This window comes from Jeotgalibacillus sp. JSM ZJ347, assembly GCF_044383825.1.
In the GTDB taxonomy this organism is placed as follows: Bacteria; Bacillota; Bacilli; order Bacillales; family Jeotgalibacillaceae; genus Jeotgalibacillus.
Map to the genome: position 1 here is coordinate 212,374 of NZ_JBISEN010000003.1, position 18,221 is coordinate 230,594.

Genomic DNA, 18,221 nt, shown 5'->3' on the forward strand with positions numbered 1-18,221 from the left:
AGATGAATGGAGAGGGATGGCAGTTATCAAATCCTGTTATGGGGATTGCAATGGTTGGGCTAACATTTTTACTTTTCTACGTGGTTGGTTACATTTCTAACAGGAGAAGTGCCTCAGCCCAGGAACTATACGTTGGAAAATCAAATGTCGGTCCGATTACAAATGGACTTGCAATGGCTTCTACATATATGAGTCTTGCTACTTTTCTTGGCATTACAGCACTTATTCTTAATTTACAGGCACCATTTATTCTATTATGGATTCAGCTGATTTTAGCAATTCCTTTGATTACAATTATCTATGGGACGAGTCTCAGACGCATGGGTGCATTTTCACCAACACACTTTATCCGTAACCGCTATGGTGTAAAAGCTTCAATTATTGCTGCTTTATTTATGATTCTTGTTTCGATTATGTATGCACTTGGACAGATGATTGGAATTGCCGTGACATTTGAAACACTGCTTGGTATTCCTTACATGACCGGCCTGATCGTTGGTGGTTTAATCATTGTAGGATATGTAACCATCGGTGGAATGGCTGGGGCAACGAATAACGCTGCAATTCAAATGGTTATTATGGCGCTGATGTTCATTGTGCCACTTGCGGCTATTATGAAAGCTGTTGGCGGCAGCGGCTGGTATTTCCCGCCATTACTTTATGCAGATATGGTTCCTGCCATGCTTGAAGCAGTACCAACATTTTTTGATTATCAATTTTCACCTAAGTGGTATTTTGCAATTATCCCTGCGCTGACTATTGGCGCGCTTGGACTGCCTCACCTGGCAATGCGTGTGTATACAGCATCAAGCTTAAAGAGCGCACGTTCAGCGATGGTATGGTTCGCTTTTATTCTGGGACTTGTATTCTCAGCAACATACGCAATGGGCTTCGTTGGCGTATTCGCAACAGCAACACAGGGATTAGACGTATCAGCTGCTGATGCAGATAAGCTGACGATCATTTTAAACCTTGTATATAATCCGGAGTGGGTGACAGCACTTGTTATTGCAGGAGCGATCTCTGCGGGCCTTTCAACATTAAGTGGAAACCTGCTTGCAATTGGCGCGCTGCTTTCGCAGGATATCGTTTCGACGCTTAAGCCGAATATCTCACAAAAGACCAGCCTTCGATTAGGTTATATCTCTATTTTTATTGGTGGGGTAATCAGTATTTTTCTTGCGATCGAACCACCTGCTTTCCTTGTTGTTAGTATCCTGTGGGCATTCGGACTTGCTGGTGTTACAAATGCGCCGCTGATTATTGTGGGTGTCTGGTGGAAGGAAGCAAATAAATACGGTGCAATGGCAGCAGCTGTTGTGGGTGGCGCAATCTATATTATTGTTTCACCATTCGTCTTCCCGAATATCGTACTGACTGGACATGCAGTAACAGACGGTATGGGAATCTCAGGTGCACTTCTTGCGGTACCAATCAGCTTTGCTTTACTGATTGTTGTCTCGTATATCACAAACCGTATTCCTTCGTTAGATCGTCGTCTGACGAAGAAAGAAGACAGTGAATTGATCGAGCAGATCCATGGCTGGAAGGATGTTCAGCCTTATCGCTATAACAGTACGTTCGGAGCTGCGATTACAGTTGTGATTTCAGTAGCCGTTGCAATCTGGGCACTAATGCCTTGGGGAATGTAAAAATGAAAGGCTGAGTGCAATGCGCTCAGCCGGTCTGTTTATTGGAGTGGGTTAAATGATCGGAAGAATGATGATGTTAGATGGTGCTGCATTTCATGATTTCCTGCAGTCACCAAAAATAGATAGAATCAGCCGTCTTCTGCTGATCGCTGTTGGGGTCCTGTACGGAATGATTTCCATTGCATCAAACTGGGCTTATGTAGCAAGCTTTGAATCACAGGCGCTTAAATTTTTCATCGTGCCGGCGATCTTTATTATTTTTGGTTTGCTGACGGCACTTATTACAAGGCTTGGATTGTCTCTATTATTGTGGGCATCCTCAAAAGGCTTTGGAGGAAAAGGACTGCTGGGTCAGGTGAATAAGGCAGCTTCTGTTTCATTAGTGCCTGGGATTTTAAGCGTGCCATTTCTGACCGGGACATTTAATCCGGCAGTGGCTGTCCTGCTTGCAGCGGGTCTGATCTGGATGTATCTGATCAGTGTACAGATCGTAAAAGCAACGCAGGGATTTGACGCCAAAAAAGCTTACCTTTCGAGTCTGCTTTCTTTCGTATTTCTGGCAAGCATCTATTATATTATTGTCCCGGCTTAAGCAATGAGCATCTCTTTTAAGAGGTGCTTTTTTCATTTGAAGGATTCAACCTGTTTAATGAAGAATAGATAACTATTACAAGCTTTGGAGTCTGACAATATGACACTACTATTTTCAGTCATACTTCCATATTTATTGGGAAGTCTAAATGGCGCATACTATATCACGAAGTTTTTAAAAAAGAAGGATATTCGCACACTTGAAAGTGGAAATGCTGGTGCTACAAATGCCGGCCGGGTGCTCGGGAAAAAAGGGTTTTTACTGACTGTGTTGATTGATGCAGTTAAGACATGGATCGCGTTATATCTGGGAATGTTATGGTTTGGCGTCTCAGAATGGGTGATGTTCTCTGCCATTTTATTTGTATTGCTGGGTCACCTTTATCCTGTACATCTACAGTTCAAAGGCGGAAAAGGGATTGTTGTGTATCTTGCAGGTGCGCTATGGGTTGAACCTTTATCGCTTGCAGCGGCAGCCATTGTGATGGGAATCACTTTTGGATTGACTCGTAAGTACACGATATCTGGCTTCCTTGCCATTTCGATGGTGCCGATCGTACTGTTTTGGTTGTACGGTGTGACTGTCTTGCCAATGGGTATGTCGATCGCATTTATTGTATTACTGATTGCACATCAAAAATAATGGGTTACAGCTGCCGGGATCCGGATGATCAGGCAGCTTATTTAGTATGTACACTGACCCGCGTACGCCTGATATGATCATTTCAAACAACTGTTAATTAAAAAATGTCCACTTCCCCTGTGACAAAGTTGAATTTTCTATTCATTGTGTTATATAAGTAAGCGCTTTATTATTAAGTTAACAACATCACTTAAGCCAAAAAAATTTTAAGGGGGAAAAGAAGATGGCGGAAAATAAGTCAGGTGTAAAAGCAAAGATTCAGAAGTTTGGGTCCTATCTAAGTGGTATGATTATGCCGAATATGGGTGCCTTCATCGCGTGGGGGTTAATTACGGCATTATTCATTCCGACAGGTTGGCTGCCAAATGAAAATTTAGCAACTGTCGTCGGTCCGATGATTAATTATCTTCTTCCGTTACTGATCGGTTTCACCGGTGGACATATGATCTACGGTGTCCGGGGCGGGGTACTTGGTGCCACTGCCACAATTGGTGCCATTGTAGGAACAGAAATTCCAATGTTCCTTGGTGCAATGATTCTTGGACCGCTTGGTGGTTACCTGATCAAGCAGATAGACAAACTGTTTGAAGGGAAAGTAAAACAAGGGTTTGAAATGCTGATCAACAACTTTACAGCAGGTATTCTCGGAGGGATTTTAACACTTGTTGCTTTTACAGGAGTCGGACCTGTTGTACAGGGACTGAACCAGGTGATGGCTACAGGCGTACAGGCAATTGTGAACGCAAATCTATTACCACTCGCAAGTGTATTTATTGAACCTGCGAAAGTATTATTCTTAAATAACGCAATTAACCACGGTATCTTAGGACCGCTTGCACTGGATCAGGCAGCGGATGCAGGGAAATCAATCCTGTTCATGGTTGAATCAAACCCTGGACCTGGTCTTGGGATCCTGCTTGCTTATATGGTTTTTGGAAAGGGTATGGCAAGAGTATCAGCTTCAGGCGCTGGTGTGATCCATTTCCTTGGAGGGATTCACGAGATCTACTTCCCTTACATCCTGATGAAGCCAATTTTAATTATTGCAGCGATTCTGGGCGGCGCAACTGGTATTATGACATTCACATTGTTTGATGTAGGTCTTGTTGCAACACCGTCACCGGGTAGTATTTTCGCTTATCTGGCAATGACACCGCGTGGGGATTATCTTGGTATGTTAGCCGGTGTATTTGCAGCAACTGCAGTATCATTTGCTTCAGCTGGCTTCCTGTTAAAATTCACGAAGTCTACTGAAGAAGAAGGTGATCTGACAGAAGCAACTGAACGTATGCAGGAAATGAAGGGCAAGAAGAGCCAGGCTGCGTCTCATTTGACTGGAGGATCTCAGGAGCCAGTAGCTGCTGACGCATCAATTGCGGAGCTTGGAGAGGTAAAGAAAGTCATCTTTGCATGTGACGCCGGAATGGGCTCAAGTGCAATGGGAGCTTCACTTCTTAGAAATAAATTTAAAAAGGCGAATATTGATATCCCGGTTTCCAATACTGCAATCAATCAGATTCCAGACGATGCAGATATTATTATTACACACAAAGATTTAACTGACCGTGCAAAAGATAAGCGACCTGATGCAAGACACATTTCAGTCGATAACTTCCTCGGCAGTCCAAAGTACGATGAGCTGGTAAATGAACTGAAGAAGAATGAGTCAGCTTGATAAAAGGTTTAAAAGTACCATTATTTTTTCTTCACAGCTGATGATTGAAGCGGAAGGGGGCGACTCCTGCGGCAGGAAGGGACAGGTGAGACGGAGCATGGCGAAGCCTGCTGGCTCACCGCCCGGCCGCGGAAAGCGTCCCCCTGAAGCGGAAATCATCAGCCAATGTAATAAAGCCTAATCAAAAGGAGGTGCCTGGGCGTGTACATGACAGGAAGAGAACGCAAAATGCTTCATATACTGCTGACCGCTCAGCACCAGTATACAACGCTTGCAGAGCTTGCTGACCATCTTCAGGTGAGTCAGCGGACTGTCCAGCGGGAGCTTCAGAAGCTTGAAGATATCTGCACTCAGTTTAACCTGAAAATCGATAAACAGGCGGGAAGAGGCATGAGGCTCACTGGTGATAGCGCAGATTTCGAAAAACTGGAATCTGCGCTGCTCCAGGTTCCTTCATCAGAGCTTGACCCGGGAGAAAGAAAAATTCTGCTGCTCCATTACCTAATGAAAGAGAATGCAGTCGTAAAGCAGTCGGGCCTTGCAAATGAATTCCAGATGACAAATGCTACGCTCAGCCAGCTGCTTGATGAACTGGAAGAGTTTCTGAATCCTTACGGGGTGACGATTATCCGGAGAAGAGGGTATGGTATCGAACTATCCGGTGATGAAAAAGCAAAGCGGCGGTCGCTTGCAAACTTAATGATGGAGGAGCTTGAGAGCTCGTCCATTTATTCAATTCATGAAGGTCAGCTGTTTAATCAGCGGACACTTGATCACAGAGTATTTTCAATCGTATCGAGAGAGGAATTTGACCAGGTGGACAGGCTGATCAAGCCCGAAATCAGCGGTCTTCCTTATCCTCTAACGGATAGCGCCTATGTATCACTACTCCTGCACATCTGCCTGTCGCTTGAGCGGATCCGCGCCGGTGCGACAGTAGAGCATCAGGAAAAACTGCTGACAGAATTCAAAGAGCTGCAGGAATATGAAATTGCAAAAAAGATCACGCAGCTGATTTCAGCGGCATTTGATCTTGAAATAGAAGAGCAGGAAGTCGGCTATATTACGATCCATTTAAAAACAGCAAAAAGACGTTTTCAGGAACAGTTTGTTGATCAGCTTACAGATCCGGAGCTCGCAGTAACCGTGCATCAGCTCGTCCGTGCCATTTCCGACCGGATGAATGTGAACCTGATTGACGACCCCGACCTGATAGAAGGGCTGATCGCTCATATTGAACCAGGCATTCAGCGTGCAAAGGAAAAAAACTATACGTACAATCCGCTTACAAAAAGAATTAGAAAAGAATATCCTGAGCTATTTGAAGCAGTCAGGGCGGGGCTTTCAGAAGTGCTGCCGGCCTATGAGTTTCCAGATGGTGAGATCGCATTTCTGGCGCTTCATTTCGGCTCAGCACTTGAAGGTGTCACAGGACCGGACTCATTGAATGTATTAGTCGTATGCGCAAGCGGTATTGGGACATCAAAAATGATTGGCAGCAGGCTGAATAAAGAGTTTGATGAGTTTAAATCTATTACACTTTCAAGCATTAGTGAAGTAGAGAAGCATCTTGAGGAGGCGCATTATGACCTGATTGTCTCGACGGTTGGGCTGAGCGGTCTGGCAGAAGATTACCTGCTTGTGAATCCGCTGCTGCCGCAACAGGATGCAGACCGGATCAGAGGCGCAATTCAGACGATTAAGCCGATGAAAAAACCATCAGCAATGAAGCAGAAACCTGATGATCCTGTCCCATTTTTACACAGACTGAAACTAATGAATCAATATGCAACATCAGTAGAACAAATTCTGAGGCAGTTCAGGATAGAAACAGTTGAACATCATAAAAAGTTTGAAAAAGTATTAAGTAAAATTGATACTTCACTTTATGAAGAAGAGCTGGTTCATAAAAGAGGTGCAGTTGCCAAAAAGCTGACGGAGCGTGAATCGCTTGGCGGGATGGCGATACCTGACACGGGTCTTGCGCTTTACCACTGTAAAGATCAGGCGGTGAGGCAGCCCGTGTTCAGGCTGTACGACCTTACAGCCCCACATATTCTTCAAGGAATGGACGGGACACCGACAGAGGTCAGCAGATTAATTCTGATGATTTCACCATCTGATCCGGATCATAAAGGCGCTGAAGTACTCAGCTCAATCAGCGGAAGTCTGGTGGAGGAGGAATATACAATGCATCTAATCAGAAACTGCAATCAGCAGGAAGTGTTTCAATTCCTGCAAAAAACACTGAACCAATTTTACACAACAAAATCACAACAACTAATGGAGGGTTCATCATGAGTGAAATTTTTAAGAAGGAAAACATCTATTTAAACGAAAGTGCATCATCTAAGGCTGAAGCGATTGAAAAGGCAGGGAAGGTACTTGCTGAGAAAGGATACGTAGATGCTGATTATGTGACAAGCATGCTCGAGCGTGAAGAGATCTCGACTACTTATATCGGTAATAAAATTGCGATACCGCACGGCACAGAAGATTCTAAAAAACTTGTGAAGCAGTCGGGCATTTCAGTACTGCAGCTTCCTGAAGGCGTCATGTTTGATGATAATGAAGTCAATATTGTCGTGGGGATTGCCGGTAAAGACGGCGAACACCTCGAGATTTTATCGAAAATCGCCATTACATGTTCTGAAGAAGAAAATGTAGAACGACTGATCAATGCTAAATCAGAAGAGGAGATCATCGCTATTTTTGAGGAGGCAGAATAATGAAGGCTGTACATTTTGGAGCGGGAAATATCGGTCGCGGTTTTATTGGTGCGATTCTTCAACAGTCAGGTTATGACGTCACATTTATTGATGTAAATGCAGAATTGATTGACCGTCTGAATGAAGATCACTCATATGAAGTGGTGCTTGCAGATGAAAAGAAAGAATCATTTACTGTCACGGGTGTGAACGGAATTAACAGTAAAGAGCATCCTGATCAGGCCGCAGCCGCTGTTGCTGAAGCGGACCTTGTCACGGCATCTGTCGGACCGCATGTATTGCCTTTTATTGCACCAGTCATCGCAAAAGGGCTGAGTGCAAGAGAAGACGAAGTAAATGTCATTGCATGCGAAAACATGATTGGCGGAAGCGATCAGCTGAAGAGTGAAGTGGAAAAGCACCTCTCATCAGATGAAGCAGCGCGCATTTTTACAATAGCGGGTTTCCCAAATTCAGCAGTCGACCGTATTGTCCCGATTCAGCAGCATGATAACCTGTTAACAATTGAAGTAGAACGCTATTTTGAGTGGGTGATTGAAACAGCAAACCTGAAAGGCAGACAGCCGGACTTAAAAGGTGCAATCTTTGTAGAGGATCTGGTGCCTTTTATTGAAAGAAAGCTGCTGACAGTTAACACAGGCCACGCTTCAATTGCTTATAACGGTTTACTGAAAGGCTATCATACAGTGAAAGAAGCAATGGATGATCAGGAAATACTTGATGTGCTTGAAGGCGTATTGAGTGAAACAAGTACATTTTTGACGGGCAAATTTGAGCTGGATCAAGAAGCGCATCAAATGTACGTCAGAAAAATTATTGAGCGTTATAAAAACCCATATATTTCGGACGGTCTTGACCGTGTAGGGCGGGCGCCGCTCAGAAAGCTTTCAGCTGGTGACCGTCTGACGTATCCTGCTGTAGCGCTGGATCAACAAAACATTGAGCCGATCTACCTTGAAAAAACGATTGCAGCCGCACTAAAGTTTGATGTTAGAGAAGACCCTGAAGCAGTCCAACTCCAGGAATGGATTGCACAAGACGGTCCGGCAGCAGCACTTGAAAAAGCTTCCGGCATACAAACAGTAAGCAAAATGAGTGAGCGGATTATTCATTATTATAAAGAGACAGATTAAGTGAAGATTGAAATCTAAGTGCAGCGCAGCGAAACGTTTATAAAGGATGAGACAATCTATTGTCCCATCCTTTTTCATATGTAAACATTCAATTGAAATTCCAGCACATCCAAATTCGAACAAGACAATTTTCTCCATTATACTCAAAAAGTAATATCTTGAATTCGAAATAAAAGCAGAGGAGAATGGATGATGAACGAAAATCATGTTCGGACCTTGCTGGAGACAATGAGGCAGTATAACCAAAGTGGAATCACCCAGACGATCAGCAGCGAAGATCAGCAAAAACTGCTTGTGAACTATGAAAAAGAGTCGGATGCTTTTTTAATCACAGATTTCGAAAGTAAAATGAATCAACAGATTAATGATATGAATGAGGCAGTGCAGGTAATTGTTGCACGGCTAAAAAACATGATTACATAAAAAGCCGGCCATCTGGGCCGGCTTTTCGTGATGCTATTTGTTATGAGAGGTTTTAATCGGTTCTCTGTCAAATGTCCATTCTCCCTGATCACGCTTCTCGGTCATTTTAAATAACTTTTCAGCGATATTTTCAGGGGAGAAATGTGTATCATCTTTTACAAATCCGTTAATAGTTAAAGTGCCTGCATAAATATCTTTTCCTTTTAACTCCTGATGGATAGAAAGCGCAAGTGCTCTGATTGCAGCTTTACCGACAGCAACAGAAGTGAATGCTTTCATTGGTTTTACACCAAGACCGCCACCTGTAAACAGAATTGAGCTTCCTTCCTTTAACAAAGGTAAAACTGATTTATAAGCAGTTAATGCACCGATCACATCTACCTGCATGTCGGCTGCAAATTCTATTGGATCCATCTCTGAAGGCAGTTCATTTCTGAAAGTAAAAGCGTTATAAAGCAGTACATCAATGCGGCCAAAGGTATCATAAGTAATCCGAATCGCTTTGCGGACACTTTCATTTGCCATTGCGTTACCCTGGATTGCAATCGCTTCGATGCCTTCCTGATTCAGCTGTTCAGCAAACGTGTTAATTTTTTTTTCATCACGTGCTACTAATGCTACTGAATATCCGATTTGACCGAATTTTCTTGCTGCGCTAAGACCAATCCCAGGCCCCGCACCTAAGATACAAATCGCTTTTTCTGCCATAGTGTTCATCTCCTTCAGATGTCAAAAAACTAATGCATTTCTCTTGTACTTAATGTAGCACCATGCTTCCTTAGCAGCAATTTTGGGTATGTTTTGAATTGTTATGAACAGAAAGAAATATAAAAGTCCTGAAGCTTCGGGAACATTCATCAGAGTTCGCATTGACGAACACTGGAGGCTGTCATATAATTAAAAGACAGAATATTTTGTTAATTAATGCAGCGTTCGTTCTTAGCCCAAATTGAAAGGAGAGGAAATTGTGGTACAGGGCACACCGGGAATGAAAAAATCATCAACTGGACTTCAGGAAAATGTGGGTGGTTTGCTTGCTTATCTTGTAGGTTTTATTAGTGGAATCGTGCTGCTGCTTGTGGAGAAGGAAAATGAAACAATCAGGTTTCATGCAATGCAGTCCATCATCGTGTTTGGTGCAATTTTCATTTTGAGTATTGTACTCAATTTTATTCCGGTCATCGGTTTCATCATCAGTCTGCTGATCGGTCCTGTTGCGCTTGTTCTTTGGCTATTATTAATGTTTAAAGCGTATCAGGGTGAAAGATATCACTTGCCGATGGCGGGTAAGATGGCTGAAGATCAGTTGCGTAAGATGCATTAAAATCTCCTATTTATAGTACCTTCTCAGGAAGGTGCTATTTTTTGTCCGTCATTTTAAAAAAAGGATCTCGATGTTCATTTTTATCCATTTTATACCATAAACAAAGGTTTATATTTTAACAAAATCTATCTTTAGGTTGATGGAAGCGTTCTCTATTATTTTGATACGCTAAATATGATCAAAAATTAGGAGGGAATTTAATGAAAAAACAAGTTATCGCATTATCAGTAGCTGGCGCACTTACATTCGGCGGAGTATCATTTGCATTACCTTCAGCACAGGCAGTTGGAGAAGGTCCGGGCTATGGCGGAACTGAAACAATTAATACCTCGATTTTGACAACATATTCTGAGATGGCTCAATTCCTTGAAGAGCAGGACGCAAAACAACAGCATCTTGAGGTTGAAAAGATTGGTGAATCAGTCAAAGGGCGGGACCTTTTTGTTGCGAAGTACATACAAAATCCTGATAACCCAACTATCTTATTTCTGACGCAGCAGCATGGGAATGAGCAATTAACAACAGAAGGTGCACTTGAATTCATCAAACACATGGGGACTGGGAAGATGAAAGGCGTACTTGATGACGTTAACGTTTTAATTGTACCAATGCTGAATCCTGATGGAGCAATGGGAGACGTTGATTTTTCATTGGATGACTACATTGCAAGTGGTGATCGAAATCTGACCCGTTATAATGCCCTTGAAGTCGATTTGAACCGTGACCATATAGATAAGGTCCAGCCTGAAACAAAAGCGCTTCATGAAAACGTGATGCAGAAATATGATATTGATTATATGATCGATCTGCACCACCAGGGCGCTCAAAGCGAACGTGATGGAAAGCTTGTATCAGGTTCAATTCTTTATCCGACTACTCCAAATGCTGACCCTGCAGTTGTAGAAAAATCAAAGCAGCTGGGATCAGTAATATTTGACGCAGTTGATTCAAAAGGATGGGGACATCTGGGAAAATATAATGGAGGATCTGCAGAAACGATCAGCCGAAACGGTATTGCTGTTGAGTATGGCATTTCAACATTACTATTTGAAATGCGGGGAATGTCTGACCATTTCTATGAATCTTATGTCCTTGGACAAAAGAGTAATGGTTATCTGATTAAGCAGACTGTTACTACGCTTGATGCAGCTGTGCGCGCAATTTCTGACGGTTCAATCAATGATGCAGATATCTCTTTTTGGGACACACTTGCAACACAGCAAAGCCGCCCATATGAAAGTGAATAATAGGAGATAAAAAGAGTAAGCTCCACGTCCGGAGTTTACTCTTTTCTAAGTTCGTCAGTCGTTCTTGTTATTTGAATGATCGTTCCCTTTTGCGTGCTTCCCCTGGCGTCCATATTCCTTATTTGTTTCTTCATTACGGTTTTCTCCGCTCTTTCCGTTGCTCTGATTATTTTCGCTCATGGTTTTGTCACCTCCAAAAGAAAAGTAAGCGCTTACAATTATATGGTTACCCGCCTAACTTATGTTAAAACATCTATTGGCATATTGGGTCAATAGACGTGTGTTAAAATAAGATAAAAGAATGAGAACGGAGCAGTTATCATCATGGACACGGAGCATATTTTAAAGCAGGATATCGTCCTATCAAGAGAAAAGATTGCAAAGGTCCAGCAATATTTGTCTGTAAAATATCCGGAGGCATCATCTAAAAAGCGTGCAGCATTATTATCACAAACTTTGCACGAGATGATCGCCAGGTCCCTTCCGGATTTTGAAGATGCAGAAAAGGTACGTATATCACTTTTTGAAAAGATGATTCAATCAGGGGAGATGAAGCTTAGCAGGTACGATCTCGCGGAAGCTTCGATTGACTATATTTCAAAACCGCAGCTGATAGAATGGTTCAGGCAGCATGAGATAGATGAACAACTCTCGAAACATTTTTATCCGGAAGAAGTAGAAACCAGTGATGAACCTGCTGTAACAGTTAATTCAAAGCCTGTTATAAAACCGATGATCATCGGAGTTACTTTGCTCATTTCATTTGTTGGGCTGATATTTTCAGGGGCATTTAACGAGGCTGAAGATAGGTCCAGTGATTCAGTGAACCGCGACTTTGTGCAGATCGAGCCGGTTGATCAGGGGTCTGACAATGAATTGCCTCAGGAATTGCAATTTGAAAAAGTGAATCAGGCAGCGTTACAGGACTGGCTTCTGAACAGAGAGTCGATGTTGGCAGATGACCCGTATTTTTCAGCTATCTATCAGGCAGCTTATGAATTTAACGTTCATCCTTATCTGCTGTTTGCGATAACGGGACAAGAGCAAGGCTTTGTTCAAAAAGATCATCCGAATGCTGAAGAGATCGCAAATAACCCATTTAATGTGTTTCATAGCTGGGAAGACTTTAACACAACAATTGAAGAGTCGTCAGAAATTGCTGCAAGGACTGTCGTTAACTTAAGTGAGGGCAGACCGGAAAACTATGATGCCATTCAGTGGATTAATAGAAAATACGCAGAAGATCCTGAGTGGTGGATAGGGGTTAAGGTAATTTTTGAAAAAATGAAAAAAGAAGCAAATAACAATACTAATTCTTGAAGGTGAATAGTAAAATAGTATTATAAAAAGCTGTAGTAATGAACAGTTCAGGAGTGATGAAGATGACTGAGAGCGTTTTAAGAAGAAATAATGTTACGGTCAAAGGAAATGGCCGGCAGCCCATCGTTTTTGCGCATGGTTTTGGCAGCAGTCAGGCAGCGTGGCATCAGATGGTAAAGGCGTTTGAAGATGATTATCAGGTTGTTCTATTTGATTACACCGGGTCTGGTAATTCAGATATAGGTGCATATTCTTCTGACCGCTATCATTCACTTGAAGGCTATGCAGATGACCTTATTGAAATTTGTGATTCACTTAATTTCAGGGACATCATCTTTGTCGGACATTCTGTAAGCGGTATGATCGGCACAATTGCCGCTATTAGAAGGCCTGAATTATTTAGACAAATGATGATGATTGCAGCTTCTCCGAGGTACCTGAATGATGAAGGTTATCACGGGGGATTTGATCACGAAAGTATCGAAGGTATGCTGGATATGATGGAAAAGAATTTCAATGAGTGGGCAAAATATCTGGCACCTGTCGCATCAAAAAATGAAGACCGGCCTGAGCTGGCAGAGAACTTTGAGAAACAGCTGCTTTCAAATGATCACACAATCGCAAGGCAGTTTGCTGAAGCCACATTTCTGGTCGATATGAGACAGGAACTGAAACAGATGAACGTGCCAGTCGTTGTGATGCAGCCGGGAGACGATACAATTGTGCCGCATGAAGCAGCGCTATATCTGTCCAGTGAGTTTCCTGAAAGTGAATTGGTTATACTGGGGGCATCAGGACATAACCCTCATATCAGCCATCCTGAAGAAGTAATAAAATATATTAAAAAGTATATTGCAGTAGAGGCTTTATAGTGCAGGAGGGATGAGCATGGATACGCAGCTTTTTTACGCACCATGCGGATATATCACGACAGAATTTGATGGCAGGATCACTGAAGCAAATGAAATGATCAGTAATCTTGTTGGAGAAAAAGCGAGAGAGTTGAAGCAGCGTCATATCACATCTTTATTGACCCTGCCTTCGAAGCTGTACTTTCAAACCTATTTCTCTCCCATTATATCGTCGTATCAGAAAGTGGAAGAGATGTATTTAACCCTTCATACGAATGGTGGACCGCTACCTGTACTCATGAATGCACAGGAAAGAGATGGACAATATGAATATATCTTTGTAAAAATGAAAACGAGAGATGATTTTGAAAATGAATTGATATTGGCTAAGCGTCAGGTGGAAAAAATTCTGAAAGATACTGATTATGCAAATGGAGAATTACACAGACTTCTCGCTGAACTTGAAATGAAAAGAGAGGAAATCATCGAAGCGAATAACAGGCTCGAAAATCTGGCGATGATTGATCCGCTGACAAGTGTGAAGAACAGACGTTATTATGAAGAGGTATTAACTGATTTTTTAGAGAAAAACCAAAGAGATGGGTTTGTGTTTTCGTATTTAATTCTTGATATCGATCACTTTAAACGTGTAAATGATGAATTTGGTCATCCTGTAGGAGATCAGGTGCTTCAGGATCTTGCCTGGAAGCTTGAAGAGGAAATCAGAGAAGATGATGTCCTTGTGCGTTTTGGAGGAGAAGAATTTGTCATTTTACTGTCAGGGATCAATGAAAAGCTGGCAATGAAAATTGCAGACAGAATCCGTGGAAATATTAAAGACAGTGAATGGCCACATAGTCCAATCACAATTTCAGTTGGTGTATCGGGAGTAAAATCTTCAGACACAAAAGATACAATTTTCAAACGGGCTGATGAAGCGCTCTACTTTTCGAAGAAAAATGGTCGAAACCGTGTGACGTTAAAAGAATAATTCACTCAGAAGAAAGCAGGAAAATATTCTTGCTTTCTTTTAGTTTCTAAAATATAATTAGTTACATAAAGTAACTAAAAGGATGGTGAATTGATATGACGTTTCATTCAGCACCGGCAACATTTGTAGAAGAAGTAACAATTAATGTAACAGACCTTCATAGAGCTTTAGACTTTTATAAAAATGTGATCGGGTTTAAGATACTTATCCAAAATGAACGTGACATCCAATTGACAGCTGACGGAAAAACCTCTCTTTTGAAGCTTGTGCAACCGGAAGGAGCGAAACCGAAAGAACCCCGTACAACCGGACTTTATCACTTTGCGATCCTGCTGCCGACACGTGCAGATCTGGCTTCAATGATCAAGCACTTAGCTGCAAACAATGTACAGGTTGGTGCTTCTGATCATCTGGTAAGTGAGGCGTTATACTTATCTGATCCGGATGGAAATGGCATTGAAATCTACCGTGACCGTACACAGGAAGAGTGGAAATGGCATGAGAGTGAAGTGAAAATGACGGTTGACCCTCTTGATTTTGAAGAGGTTCTTGACGTATCACATGACCATTTTAACCAGTTGCCTGAAGAGACAAAGATGGGACATATTCATCTGCATGTTGCATCAATACCAGAAGCAGAAGCATTCTACAATCAGCTTGGCTTTGAAGTAGTTTGCCGTTATGGTCAGCAGGCGCTTTTTATTTCAACTGAAGGATATCATCATCATATTGGGTTAAATATATGGAATGGACCAGGTGCGCCTGCACCTTCTGAAAAATCTGCAGGTCTTGTGCAGTACACGCTGATTTATCCATCTGAAAAATTGCTGACAGAGGCGGCTGAACAAACCGGTGCAAAAAAGGTTGATGGAGGCTGGTTTGTGAAAGATCCGTCACACAACGGCATATTCCTGAAAACAGCTTCTTCATGAGGCTGTTTTTTTCAGCTATGTATTCATTGTATAATAGAAGAAAAGTGCAGGTGAACGTACGATGAAAACAGTTTACTGGTCAGAATTTATAGATGAAGGAAGCTCCTATCAGTTTGCAGCGGTGGATGGAAAAGTATGCTACATAGGTGGTCCAAAAGAGGGCTACGCGGCGCTGGAAAAGTGGGTGGGAAAACAATACCCGGACGCCGTCCTGATTGAAAGTGCCGAAGAGATGGCTCCGTTTGTAAATGAGTTCGAAGCTTATTTTACCGGAGAGAAAAAAGCTTTTGATATGCCAATCGATCCGAAGGGAACGCCTTTTCAGCAGAAAGTCTGGGAGGCACTGCTTGAAATACCATACGGAGAAACCAGAACGTATGCAGATATTGCAGCGAGAGTGGGCAGACCTAAAGCATTCCGTGCAGTCGGAACGGCGATTGGTGCTAATCCGATTTTAGTAGTGGTTCCATGTCACCGGGTCATTGCGAAGGATGGCGGTCTTGGTGGATTTAGTGCTGGGCTGGATGTGAAAAGAGCGCTTCATCAGGTAGAAGGAATACAGTTATAAGCATACTAAAAGCTGGCCGAAGCCAGCTTTTTATTTTTTCTTGGCAGCTTTTAAAATCAGGCTTAATAAGAATACAAAGATAATCGCACCGATTAGTGCCGGGAAGATATGAATGCCTGCAACAGATGGACCGATTGTGCTGAATCCGCCAAGCAGTTCACCTGCGATCCATGAGCCGATAATCCCCGCAATAATATTTCCGATACATCCCATCGGTACATCCTTACCAAGAATCAGCCCTGCCAGCCAGCCGATCAGCCCGCCTACAATTAAGTAAAGTATAAGTCCCATCTTCATTCTCCTTTCGAACAGGTCGTCTATTCTATACATACCCTTTATAGAAAATGAATATGTATAGGAGAAGAAAAAAGGTTGTTGACCATACAATATTGCAGCTGCAAAAAGTGTCATGATATACGTGTTGGAATTATCTGTGTTAGGATAAATGCAATTATAAATTTAAAAGAGGAGTAACAGGATGAAAGAATTAACTGCAGATCAGTTTTATATAGTAGAGCCTCTTTTGATTGATGAGGGTTCTGTTGAAGTCCGGGCAGTCATTGAAGGTATGAATGAAGGAAGGGTGTTTGTGGATCAGGTACATGATCCTGCTTCTGCAATTGTCTGGCTTGGAAATATGGACGGTATTTTTGTAATTGGTGAAGAAAGAAACCCATTATTCACAACGAAAATCAGAGAGTGTATTGATATGGTTATTGGACCTGCCGCAATCGCTGCGGGTGTACATGAAGCCGAGGTATTGTCTTATCACCCTAATTGGGATCTGGTACTTGATGATGTCTTTGGTGATCGCACGAGCGAGAAATGGGAGCAATTCATTTACCGTTATCCCGCCAATTCCTCTAAGAGTATCGAATGTCCGGAAGGTTTCCGTATCGTTCCGGTTGAAAAAGCACTCGTGCAGGCAAGTCCGTTCAGTCGATCGTTGATTGAAGAAAAAATTTATACGTTCTGGTCTTCAGAGGAAGATTTTTTTGAAAATGGTTTAGGGATTTGTGTGATGAAAGGTTCGGAAGTTGCTTCAATCTGTATAACAGGGTTCCGTGCCGGAAATGTTCATGCGGTTGATATTAAGACTTATAAGGCTTTTAAGAAAAGAGGGCTTGGTACAATCGCTGCTAAGGCGTTTGTGAAAGAATGTCTTGCTCATGACGGAGTTCCTTACTGGGACTGCTCAGCAGATAATGTACCTTCAGTAAGAACAGCCGAAAAAGCGGGTTTTCTGCTTCAGGGGATCTATAGAGGGATTGCCTTTGAATTTGAACCTAAGCGGGTGTTCCGTGTAAATACCAGACAGCAATAAAAAGAACTGCTTCTATAAGGAGCAGTTCTTTTATATGAACTACATTACCACTGCTGATAAAACGGATAGCCTCCGTAGTAGCTTCCATAAGGCTGAAACAGTGTATTTGCCAGCAGACCGCCTGCTAATCCGCCAAGAAATGGAACTCCCCAATAAGGGCGTGGACGGGGGCGGTAATAATAGTTTGGCCTTCCATATGGACGTGGTCTTCCATAATAATTTCTTTCTTCATGAGCCATGCGTTCAAAATCAGCAGGGTGAATAAAATGCGGGTTCATGATCTTCCTCCTTAAGTCGAATTCTCTATATCATACGCGGAGAAGATCAGGTGGCATGGGTGATCATCATGAAACACACAAAAAAACCGTGCCTAGGCACGGTTCCGGTTATGAAGCTAAATAAATAATGCTAAGACCAATTGCTGTTGAGATTAAAAAACTGACATTGCCAAGCATCAGCATGCTTTTGTTAGCGCCTGCTTTTTGTATATATGCTTTCACATAATCTGTTATGACCCAAAAGAAAAACAGGAATGAAATCGCAAAAATTTTCGGTTTTGGCGTTTCATTTAAAATCAGATAATAGCCAAGGACGCCAGCAAGAATAAGTCCGACATTGATCATAATAAAGTATTTTGTGTTTTTCATGGCGTGTATCCTTTCCTTTGACTGTCATTCAAAAAAGAATAACTGAGACATCATTATACGCCTGATTGTTAAGAGGAACAAGGTACTGAAGTAACTATAGGGCTGTTTTGAACGGATTCTGCTAAATTGTTCAAAATTATTTTTCTGGTTTCATTGATGTAAATTTGTAAA

The 18,221-nt window shown here is 42.2% G+C and carries 21 protein-coding genes; 16 read left to right on the plus strand and 5 right to left on the minus strand.

All coding sequences use genetic code 11. From position 1 onward, the window contains the following. Nucleotides 1–2 precede the first annotated feature (2 nt). The 8 genes from ACH6CZ_RS12155 to ACH6CZ_RS12190 all read left to right on the plus strand — a co-directional run bounded on the left by ACH6CZ_RS12155 (nucleotide 3) and on the right by ACH6CZ_RS12190 (nucleotide 8,846). Nucleotides 3–1,652, plus strand: a complete 1,650-nt coding sequence (locus ACH6CZ_RS12155) for a solute symporter family protein (RefSeq protein WP_374097718.1) — start codon at nucleotides 3–5, stop codon at nucleotides 1,650–1,652. Nucleotides 1,653–1,707: 55 nt separating this feature from the next. Next, a complete protein-coding gene (locus ACH6CZ_RS12160; protein ID WP_374097719.1) occupies nucleotides 1,708–2,244 on the plus strand; it encodes a hypothetical protein in 537 nt (178 codons plus the stop codon). A 99-nt stretch (nucleotides 2,245–2,343) separates the two neighbouring features. Then, nucleotides 2,344–2,886 carry a glycerol-3-phosphate acyltransferase gene (locus ACH6CZ_RS12165; protein ID WP_374097720.1) on the plus strand — a complete coding sequence of 181 codons (543 nt, stop codon included), beginning with the start codon at nucleotides 2,344–2,346 and terminating at the stop codon, nucleotides 2,884–2,886. A 223-nt stretch (nucleotides 2,887–3,109) separates the two neighbouring features. Then, nucleotides 3,110–4,561: a PTS mannitol transporter subunit IIBC gene (locus ACH6CZ_RS12170; RefSeq protein ID WP_374097721.1), complete on the plus strand. Its 1,452-nt coding sequence runs from the start codon at nucleotides 3,110–3,112 to the stop codon at nucleotides 4,559–4,561. Nucleotides 4,562–4,768: 207 nt separating this feature from the next. Further along, on the plus strand, nucleotides 4,769–6,862 hold the full coding sequence (locus ACH6CZ_RS12175) for a BglG family transcription antiterminator (protein WP_374097811.1): 2,094 nt from the start codon (nucleotides 4,769–4,771) through the stop codon (nucleotides 6,860–6,862). Then, nucleotides 6,859–7,290, plus strand: coding sequence for a PTS mannitol transporter subunit IIA (locus ACH6CZ_RS12180; protein WP_374097722.1), 432 nt, complete (start codon nucleotides 6,859–6,861; stop codon nucleotides 7,288–7,290). Before ACH6CZ_RS12175 ends, ACH6CZ_RS12180 begins: the two co-directional genes overlap by 4 nt. Continuing rightward, nucleotides 7,290–8,423 (plus strand): mannitol-1-phosphate 5-dehydrogenase, encoded by a 1,134-nt coding sequence (locus tag ACH6CZ_RS12185; RefSeq protein ID WP_374097723.1) that lies wholly within the window; start codon nucleotides 7,290–7,292, stop codon nucleotides 8,421–8,423. Before ACH6CZ_RS12180 ends, ACH6CZ_RS12185 begins: the two co-directional genes overlap by 1 nt. A 192-nt stretch (nucleotides 8,424–8,615) precedes the next feature. Then, a complete protein-coding gene (locus tag ACH6CZ_RS12190) occupies nucleotides 8,616–8,846 on the plus strand; it encodes a hypothetical protein (RefSeq protein ID WP_374097724.1) in 231 nt (76 codons plus the stop codon). Between the two features lie 33 nt (nucleotides 8,847–8,879). On the opposite strand, the gene ACH6CZ_RS12195 is transcribed toward ACH6CZ_RS12190, so the two are convergent. Beyond that, entirely contained in the window at nucleotides 8,880–9,554 is a 675-nt protein-coding gene (locus ACH6CZ_RS12195; RefSeq protein WP_374097725.1) for an SDR family NAD(P)-dependent oxidoreductase, read from the minus strand. A gap of 259 nt (nucleotides 9,555–9,813) precedes the next feature. Here ACH6CZ_RS12195 and ACH6CZ_RS12200 point away from each other — a divergent pair, with 259 nt between their 5' ends. Further along, the gene (locus ACH6CZ_RS12200) at nucleotides 9,814–10,170 is read left to right on the plus strand and encodes a DUF4870 domain-containing protein (protein WP_374097726.1); all 357 of its coding nucleotides are present in this window, start codon (nucleotides 9,814–9,816) and stop codon (nucleotides 10,168–10,170) included. 200 nt (nucleotides 10,171–10,370) lie between these two features. Next, complete coding sequence (locus ACH6CZ_RS12205; RefSeq protein WP_374097727.1) at nucleotides 10,371–11,417, plus strand: M14 family zinc carboxypeptidase; 1,047 nt, start codon at nucleotides 10,371–10,373, stop codon at nucleotides 11,415–11,417. Between the two features lie 54 nt (nucleotides 11,418–11,471). Here the strand turns inward: ACH6CZ_RS12205 and ACH6CZ_RS12210 are convergent, their stop codons facing one another. Then, nucleotides 11,472–11,597 (minus strand): hypothetical protein, encoded by a 126-nt coding sequence (locus tag ACH6CZ_RS12210; protein ID WP_374097728.1) that lies wholly within the window; start codon nucleotides 11,595–11,597, stop codon nucleotides 11,472–11,474. A gap of 144 nt (nucleotides 11,598–11,741) precedes the next feature. Between ACH6CZ_RS12210 and ACH6CZ_RS12215 the strand changes: the two genes are divergently transcribed. The 5 genes from ACH6CZ_RS12215 to ACH6CZ_RS12235 all read left to right on the plus strand — a co-directional run bounded on the left by ACH6CZ_RS12215 (nucleotide 11,742) and on the right by ACH6CZ_RS12235 (nucleotide 16,079). Next, nucleotides 11,742–12,737 carry a hypothetical protein gene (locus tag ACH6CZ_RS12215; protein WP_374097729.1) on the plus strand — a complete coding sequence of 332 codons (996 nt, stop codon included), beginning with the start codon at nucleotides 11,742–11,744 and terminating at the stop codon, nucleotides 12,735–12,737. Nucleotides 12,738–12,799: 62 nt separating this feature from the next. Further along, nucleotides 12,800–13,609 (plus strand): alpha/beta fold hydrolase, encoded by an 810-nt coding sequence (locus ACH6CZ_RS12220; protein ID WP_374097730.1) that lies wholly within the window; start codon nucleotides 12,800–12,802, stop codon nucleotides 13,607–13,609. Nucleotides 13,610–13,625: 16 nt separating this feature from the next. Continuing rightward, a complete protein-coding gene (locus tag ACH6CZ_RS12225) occupies nucleotides 13,626–14,579 on the plus strand; it encodes a sensor domain-containing diguanylate cyclase (protein WP_374097731.1) in 954 nt (317 codons plus the stop codon). Between the two features lie 95 nt (nucleotides 14,580–14,674). After that, the gene (locus ACH6CZ_RS12230; RefSeq protein ID WP_374097732.1) at nucleotides 14,675–15,511 is read left to right on the plus strand and encodes a VOC family protein; all 837 of its coding nucleotides are present in this window, start codon (nucleotides 14,675–14,677) and stop codon (nucleotides 15,509–15,511) included. A gap of 61 nt (nucleotides 15,512–15,572) precedes the next feature. After that, complete coding sequence (locus ACH6CZ_RS12235) at nucleotides 15,573–16,079, plus strand: methylated-DNA--[protein]-cysteine S-methyltransferase (RefSeq protein ID WP_374097733.1); 507 nt, start codon at nucleotides 15,573–15,575, stop codon at nucleotides 16,077–16,079. 30 nt (nucleotides 16,080–16,109) lie between these two features. On the opposite strand, the gene ACH6CZ_RS12240 is transcribed toward ACH6CZ_RS12235, so the two are convergent. Then, a complete protein-coding gene (locus ACH6CZ_RS12240) occupies nucleotides 16,110–16,370 on the minus strand; it encodes a GlsB/YeaQ/YmgE family stress response membrane protein (RefSeq protein ID WP_374097734.1) in 261 nt (86 codons plus the stop codon). Nucleotides 16,371–16,557: 187 nt separating this feature from the next. Here ACH6CZ_RS12240 and ACH6CZ_RS12245 point away from each other — a divergent pair, with 187 nt between their 5' ends. Beyond that, nucleotides 16,558–17,403 carry a GNAT family N-acetyltransferase gene (locus ACH6CZ_RS12245; protein ID WP_374097735.1) on the plus strand — a complete coding sequence of 282 codons (846 nt, stop codon included), beginning with the start codon at nucleotides 16,558–16,560 and terminating at the stop codon, nucleotides 17,401–17,403. A 44-nt stretch (nucleotides 17,404–17,447) separates the two neighbouring features. Here the strand turns inward: ACH6CZ_RS12245 and ACH6CZ_RS12250 are convergent, their stop codons facing one another. Together ACH6CZ_RS12250 and ACH6CZ_RS12255 are read right to left on the minus strand one after the other, a co-directional pair. Continuing rightward, a complete protein-coding gene (locus ACH6CZ_RS12250; protein ID WP_374097736.1) occupies nucleotides 17,448–17,681 on the minus strand; it encodes a hypothetical protein in 234 nt (77 codons plus the stop codon). Between the two features lie 108 nt (nucleotides 17,682–17,789). Then, a complete protein-coding gene (locus ACH6CZ_RS12255; RefSeq protein WP_374097737.1) occupies nucleotides 17,790–18,050 on the minus strand; it encodes a hypothetical protein in 261 nt (86 codons plus the stop codon). Nucleotides 18,051–18,221 lie beyond the last annotated feature (171 nt).

Coding starts and splice junctions, on each gene's coding strand:
- ACH6CZ_RS12225 (WP_374097731.1), top strand. CDS start 13,626: ATGGATACGCAGCTTTTTTACGCACCATGCGGATATATCACGACAGAA.
- ACH6CZ_RS12235 (WP_374097733.1), top strand. CDS start 15,573: ATGAAAACAGTTTACTGGTCAGAATTTATAGATGAAGGAAGCTCCTAT.
- ACH6CZ_RS12195 (WP_374097725.1), bottom strand. CDS start 9,554: ATGGCAGAAAAAGCGATTTGTATCTTAGGTGCGGGGCCTGGGATTGGT.
- ACH6CZ_RS12155 (WP_374097718.1), top strand. CDS start 3: ATGAATGGAGAGGGATGGCAGTTATCAAATCCTGTTATGGGGATTGCA.
- ACH6CZ_RS12220 (WP_374097730.1), top strand. CDS start 12,800: ATGACTGAGAGCGTTTTAAGAAGAAATAATGTTACGGTCAAAGGAAAT.
- ACH6CZ_RS12205 (WP_374097727.1), top strand. CDS start 10,371: ATGAAAAAACAAGTTATCGCATTATCAGTAGCTGGCGCACTTACATTC.
- ACH6CZ_RS12160 (WP_374097719.1), top strand. CDS start 1,708: ATGATCGGAAGAATGATGATGTTAGATGGTGCTGCATTTCATGATTTC.
- ACH6CZ_RS12215 (WP_374097729.1), top strand. CDS start 11,742: ATGGACACGGAGCATATTTTAAAGCAGGATATCGTCCTATCAAGAGAA.
- ACH6CZ_RS12175 (WP_374097811.1), top strand. CDS start 4,769: ATGACAGGAAGAGAACGCAAAATGCTTCATATACTGCTGACCGCTCAG.
- ACH6CZ_RS12170 (WP_374097721.1), top strand. CDS start 3,110: ATGGCGGAAAATAAGTCAGGTGTAAAAGCAAAGATTCAGAAGTTTGGG.
- ACH6CZ_RS12190 (WP_374097724.1), top strand. CDS start 8,616: ATGAACGAAAATCATGTTCGGACCTTGCTGGAGACAATGAGGCAGTAT.
- ACH6CZ_RS12255 (WP_374097737.1), bottom strand. CDS start 18,050: ATGAAAAACACAAAATACTTTATTATGATCAATGTCGGACTTATTCTT.
- ACH6CZ_RS12185 (WP_374097723.1), top strand. CDS start 7,290: ATGAAGGCTGTACATTTTGGAGCGGGAAATATCGGTCGCGGTTTTATT.
- ACH6CZ_RS12165 (WP_374097720.1), top strand. CDS start 2,344: ATGACACTACTATTTTCAGTCATACTTCCATATTTATTGGGAAGTCTA.
- ACH6CZ_RS12230 (WP_374097732.1), top strand. CDS start 14,675: ATGACGTTTCATTCAGCACCGGCAACATTTGTAGAAGAAGTAACAATT.
- ACH6CZ_RS12180 (WP_374097722.1), top strand. CDS start 6,859: ATGAGTGAAATTTTTAAGAAGGAAAACATCTATTTAAACGAAAGTGCA.
- ACH6CZ_RS12245 (WP_374097735.1), top strand. CDS start 16,558: ATGAAAGAATTAACTGCAGATCAGTTTTATATAGTAGAGCCTCTTTTG.
- ACH6CZ_RS12210 (WP_374097728.1), bottom strand. CDS start 11,597: ATGAGCGAAAATAATCAGAGCAACGGAAAGAGCGGAGAAAACCGTAAT.
- ACH6CZ_RS12240 (WP_374097734.1), bottom strand. CDS start 16,370: ATGGGACTTATACTTTACTTAATTGTAGGCGGGCTGATCGGCTGGCTG.
- ACH6CZ_RS12250 (WP_374097736.1), bottom strand. CDS start 17,681: ATGAACCCGCATTTTATTCACCCTGCTGATTTTGAACGCATGGCTCAT.